Source organism: Streptomyces sp. NPDC005070, from assembly GCF_053600395.1.
In genome coordinates, this window is record NZ_JBSFZS010000260.1 from 1 (window position 1) to 5,333 (window position 5,333).

General features: G+C 71.4%; 4 protein-coding genes. 3 read left to right on the forward strand and 1 reads right to left on the reverse strand.

The features are described 5' to 3' along the window. Positions 1-104 precede the first annotated feature (104 nt). Complete coding sequence (locus ACWEBX_RS37115) at positions 105-1,124, forward strand: PHP domain-containing protein (RefSeq protein WP_451889146.1); 1,020 nt, start codon at positions 105-107, stop codon at positions 1,122-1,124. 301 nt (positions 1,125-1,425) lie between these two features. Further along, positions 1,426-2,385: an SDR family NAD(P)-dependent oxidoreductase gene (locus tag ACWEBX_RS37120; RefSeq protein WP_451889147.1), complete on the forward strand. Its 960-nt coding sequence runs from the start codon at positions 1,426-1,428 to the stop codon at positions 2,383-2,385. Positions 2,386-2,427: 42 nt separating this feature from the next. On the opposite strand, the gene ACWEBX_RS37125 is transcribed toward ACWEBX_RS37120, so the two are convergent. Further along, a complete protein-coding gene (locus tag ACWEBX_RS37125) occupies positions 2,428-3,750 on the reverse strand; it encodes an ROK family transcriptional regulator (RefSeq protein ID WP_451889148.1) in 1,323 nt (440 codons plus the stop codon). A gap of 169 nt (positions 3,751-3,919) precedes the next feature. On the opposite strand from ACWEBX_RS37125, the gene ACWEBX_RS37130 reads away from it, so the two are divergent. Next, a complete protein-coding gene (locus ACWEBX_RS37130; protein WP_451889149.1) occupies positions 3,920-5,233 on the forward strand; it encodes an ABC transporter substrate-binding protein in 1,314 nt (437 codons plus the stop codon). The last annotated feature ends 100 nt before the right edge of the window (positions 5,234-5,333 follow it).

The following is a 5,333-nucleotide window of genomic DNA, read 5'->3' on the forward strand; positions in this document are numbered from 1 at the left end:
ACAGGTCGGTGACGTGCCGTCCGGCGGTGCCGATGTGCCGGCGACGGCTGGGCAACGCTGGGGGAAGCGTGCGGCGGCCGACGCGACCGCAAGGAGGAGTGCCGATGGATCCCGTCGAGGCCCTGGACCGGATCGCGTTCCTGCTGGAGCGGAGCCTGGCGCCCACGTATCGCGTACGGGCCTTTCGCACCGCGCAGGGTCTGCTCGCCGGGCTGACCGCCGACGAGGTCGGCGACCGCGCCGCGAACGGGACGCTGGAGTCGCTCAAGGGCATCGGCCCGAAGACCGCGCAGGTGGTGCGGGAGGCACTGGCCGGCGAGGTGCCCGGCTATCTGGAGAAGGTGGAGCGGGAGGCCTCGGGACCGCTCGCCGAGGGCGGTGCGGGTCTGCGGGAGCTGCTGCGGGGGGACTGCCATCTGCACTCGGACTGGTCGGACGGCGGCAGCCCGATCGAGGAGATGGGGCGCACGGCGGCGCGGCTCGGTCACGCGTGGGCGGTGCTCACCGACCACTCGCCCCGGCTGACCGTGGCGAACGGCCTGTCGCCGGAGCGGCTGCGCGAGCAACTGGCGGTCGTCGCCGACCTCAACGAACGCTGGGCGCCCTTCCGGCTGCTCACCGGCATCGAGTGCGACATCCTCGACGACGGATCGCTCGACCAGGAGCCGGAGCTGCTGGAGCGACTGGACGTGGTGGTCGTGTCCGTGCACTCCAAGCTGCGCATGGACGCGGGGCCGATGACCCGCCGCATGGTCGCCGCCGTGCGCAATCCGCACGCGGACATCCTCGGCCACTGCACGGGCCGGCTGATCACGGGCCGCGGCCGGCCGGAGTCCGTGTTCGACGCGGACGCCGTGTTCGCGGCCTGCGCGGAGACCGGCACGGCCGTCGAGATCAACAGCCGTCCGGAGCGCCTCGACCCGCCGCGCCGGCTGCTGCGCCAGGCGGTCGAGGCGGGTGTCCTGTTCTCCCTGGACACCGACGCACACGCTCCCGGGCAACTGGACTGGCAGATCTACGGGTGCGCGCGGGCCGAGGAGTGCGGGGTGCCGCCGGCGCGTGTCGTCACCACATGGACCCGGGAGCAGGTGCTGACCTGGGCCCGGACCCGCGAGACACCGTGACGCACGTCACCGCCGACGGCCCCGTTCCGGGGAACACCCACAGGTAGTTACCCGTTGAACAAACCGTGGGTGCGGATGGGACAGTGTCCCCGGGCCTCACCCCAGCCCGCAGGGACGATCGTCCGGCTGAAGCCCTGTGGAGCGTTTCGCCGCGAGGCGACCGCCATCGGCGCCCACACAGACGACCCCGACCGCGATTCCCCCATCCGGTCGGGGTCTTTTCTCTGCCCGGGCCGGCCGTTCGCCGCCCCGGCCGTGTCCGTTTGACTTCGAGTCCGCTCCAATTCGTAGCGTGCGGGGCATGAGCACTGCACAGCACAAGATCGGTTCGGGATTCGGTGCCCGGAGCACCGCGGACGACGTCCTGCGGGGCATCGACCTCTCCGGAAGACTCGCGATCGTCACGGGCGGCTACTCGGGCCTCGGACTGGAGACGACCCGGGCCCTGGCCAAGGCGGGCGCCCATGTCGTGGTCCCCGCGCGGCGCCCGGCCACCGCGCGCGAGGCGCTGGCCGGCATCGACGGCGCCGAGACCGACGACCTCGATCTCGGCGACCTGGACAGCGTGCGCGCCTTCGCCGAGCGGTTCCTCGCCTCGGGCCGCGTCATCGACATCGTCATCGACAGCGCCGGCATCATGGCCTGCCCCGAGACACGGGTCGGCCCCGGCTGGGAGGCGCAGTTCGCGACCAATCACCTCGGCCACTTCGCGCTGGTCAACCGGCTCTGGCCGGCGATCGCGCCGGGCGGCGCGCGGGTCGTGTCCGTGTCCTCCGCCGGCCACCACAACTCCGGCATCCGCTGGGCCGACGTGCACTGGCGGACCGGTTACGACAAGTGGCAGGCCTACGGGCAGGCGAAGACGGCGAACGTGCTCTTCGCCGTGGAACTCGACCGACGGGGACGGGACTTCGGCGTACGGGCCTTCTCGCTGCACCCCGGCGGCATCCTCACCCCGCTCCAGCGGCACCTGCCCCGGGCGGAGATGGTCGAACGCGGCTGGATCGACGAAGACGGGAAGCCGCTGAACCCGGAGGCCTTCAAGACGCCCGAGCAGGGCGCCGCCACCCAGGTGTGGGCCGCGACCTCGCCCCGGCTCGCCGGGATGGGCGGGGTGTACTGCGAGGACTGCGACATCGCCGAACCGGCTCCGGCGGACGGCACCCGGACCGGTGTGAGCGCCTACGCGACCGATCCCGAACAGGCCTCCCGGCTGTGGGAGTTGTCGGCGGAGCTGACCGGCGTGAACGCCTTCGGCTGAGCCGCGCGCGCCCCCGCCGCGTCAGGGTCGACCCCGAGGGGGTCAGTGCGGTGCGCGTTCCTCCAGGGCCGTGCGCCAGGCGGGTGACGGTCCCGTCGGCGCGGGTTCCGCGCGCCGGCCGCCGCGTGCGAAGAAGTCGGCCAGCGGGAGGATCGCGGCGCCGACCGTGACGGCGTCGGGGCCGAGCCGGCCGAGGTCCACGGTGACGTGCTGGGCGGGGTAGCGCAGGGCGTACGAGGAGGCGTACCGGCGGACGGCGGGCAGGAAGCGGGAGCCGAGCTGGAGGCCGGCCCAGCCGCCGATGAGGATCCGTTCGGGCTGGAAGAGGTTGATCAGGTCGGAGAGGCCGGCGCCCAGGTACTCCGCGGTCTCCTCCAGGACGGCGAGCGCGATGCGGTCGGGCTCGGTGCCCTCGGGCGGGTAGGCGGCGGCGAGCATCGCGGTGAGCGCGGTCTCCTCGTCCGTGCCCTCCGGGGGCCGCCCGCCCTCCTCGCGCCAGCGGTCCAGGAGCGCCTCCGCTCCCGCGTACGCCTCCAGGCAGCCGAGGGCACCGCAGCGGCAGCGGCGGCCCCTGACCCGTACGGTCAGGTGCCCCCATTCGACGGACCGGCCGTTCTCGACCTCCTCCGTGACGAGAGAGGCGCCCACGCCGGAGCCGAAGAGCACGACCACCGCGTTGCGGGCGCCGCGTCCGGCGCCGAACCACATCTCGGCCTGACCGAGGGTGCGGGCGCCGTTGTCCGCGAAGTACGGGACGGTGTCGGGGAGTTCGCAGGCCGAGCGGAGCAGGGACTCCAGCGGGACGGCGTCCCAGCCGATGGTCTGGCCGTGCACGACCGCGCCGCGCTCGGGGGTGCGGGCGACGATGCCGGGCACTCCTATGCCGACCCCGAGGAGCTGCTCGGGGGCGATGTCCGCCTCGGCGAGGACCTCGGCGATGCCGTCGCGGATGTGGCCGACGATGACGTCGACGTCGTACTCCTGACGCCGGAGGGGCCGGTCGGTCTCGTATCCCTGGTGTTCCAACGGCCGCTCGGTGCGGGCGAGTTCGGTGAGGGTCAGGTCGAACAGCTCGATACGGACCCGGGTCTCGCCGACGTCGACGCCGATCATGTGGCCGCTGCCGGGCACGACGCGGAGCAGGGTTCGGGGGCGTCCGCCGTCGGAGTCGACGCTTCCGGCCTCCTCCACGAGGCCGTCGGCGACGAGTTCGGCGACCACGTTGCTGATGGATCCGGAACTCAGCCCGGTCGCGGGACCGAGCTCGTAGCGGCTCATCGGCCCGTCGAAATACAACCGTTGTAGTACGGCGGTGCGATTGCCCCGTCGCAGGTCACGCACTGTCCGCCCGTTCCGCCCCGCCATGTGATGTCCCTTCCGGCCTGCCCGACCTGCAAGATACCCCTGCGCGATCCCTTGACGCGACTTTCTTCCGGGTCTTAACTCACGTCCTAAATTAAGCCATGAGGATCGTTCGGGAAGTGAACACGGACGCCCCTCGTGCGCTCCCTCCGGGAAAGGGACATACGCAGCCATGCGCAGAATCCGAGCCGCGGCCGCCGGTGCGGTCACCATCTCCCTGCTGACCGCCGCGACCGCCTGTGGCGGCGGCTCGTCGAGCGGCGGGTCCAACGCCTCGCCCAAGACACTCACGTACTGGGCGTCCAACCAGGGCGCCAGCATCGAGATCGACAAGAAGACGCTCGCCCCCGAACTGGCCAAGTTCGAGAAGCAGACCGGCATCAAGGTGAAGCTGGAGGTCGTGCCCTGGTCCGACCTGCTGAACCGGATCCTCACCGCCACGACCTCGGGCCAGGGCCCGGACGTCCTGAACATAGGCAACACCTGGAGCGCCTCGCTCCAGGCCACCGGCGCGCTGCTGCCCTGGGACGCGAAGAACTTCGACAAGATCGGCGGCAAGGACCGCTTCGTCGACTCCGCGCTGGGCTCGACGGGCGCCGAGGGCAAGGACCCCGCCGCGGTGCCGCTGTACTCGATGGCGTACGCGCTCTACTACAACAAGAAGATGTTCGCCGACGCCGGGATCGCGGGCCCGCCGGCCACCTGGGACGAGCTGGTCGCCGACGGCAAGAAGATCTCCAAGGGCGGCAAGTGGGGCCTCGGCGCCGAGGGGTCGAACGCCTCGGAGAACATCCACCACGCCTTCGTCTTCGCCAAGCAGCACGGCGCCGACTTCTTCACCGCCGACGGCAAGGCGGACTTCACCAACGACGGAGTCGTCGCCGCGGTCAAGCAGTACGTCGACCTGATGGCGAAGGACAAGATCATCGCCCCGGGCAACGCCGAGTACGCCCAGAACCAGTCGGTGAGCGACTTCGCCAAGGGCAAGAACGCGATGCTGCTGTGGCAGTCCGCCGCCGCCAACCTCAAGTCGCAGGGCATGGCCGACGACGCGTACGGCATCGCTCCGGTGCCCGTTCAGTCCGGCACCCCGGGCACGGGCACCAACGTCAACTCGATGGTCGCGGGCATCAACCTCGCCGTGTTCAAGAACACCAAGAACCTCGACGGCGCGACGAAGTTCGTGAAGTTCCTGACCAGTGACGCCGAGCAGAAGATCCTCAACGGCGCGTACACCTCGATCCCGCCGGTCAAGACCGCCCAGACGGACACCGCGTTCAACTCCCCCTCGAACGCGGTTCTCAAGGACACCTTGGCCAAGAGCGCCGCCGCGCTGCCGCAGGTCGCCGACGAGTCCCAGTTCGAGACCGCGGTCGGTACGGCCATCAAGAGTCTGTTCGCCGACGCCGCCGGCGGCCGCGCGGTGACCACCGCGTCGGTGAAGGCCGCGCTCGAGAAGGCCCAGCAGCAGATGCCGAAGAAGTGAGTGCGGACACCGTCATGACCACCACGACCGCCGCTTCCGCCGAACCCGGCGAGCGGACGGTGCGCAAGAGCTCCCCCGGTGCGGCGCGCGGCCCGCGCCG

Coding starts and splice junctions, on each gene's coding strand:
- ACWEBX_RS37120 (WP_451889147.1), top strand. CDS start 1,426: ATGAGCACTGCACAGCACAAGATCGGTTCGGGATTCGGTGCCCGGAGC.
- ACWEBX_RS37115 (WP_451889146.1), top strand. CDS start 105: ATGGATCCCGTCGAGGCCCTGGACCGGATCGCGTTCCTGCTGGAGCGG.
- ACWEBX_RS37130 (WP_451889149.1), top strand. CDS start 3,920: ATGCGCAGAATCCGAGCCGCGGCCGCCGGTGCGGTCACCATCTCCCTG.
- ACWEBX_RS37125 (WP_451889148.1), bottom strand. CDS start 3,750: ATGGCGGGGCGGAACGGGCGGACAGTGCGTGACCTGCGACGGGGCAAT.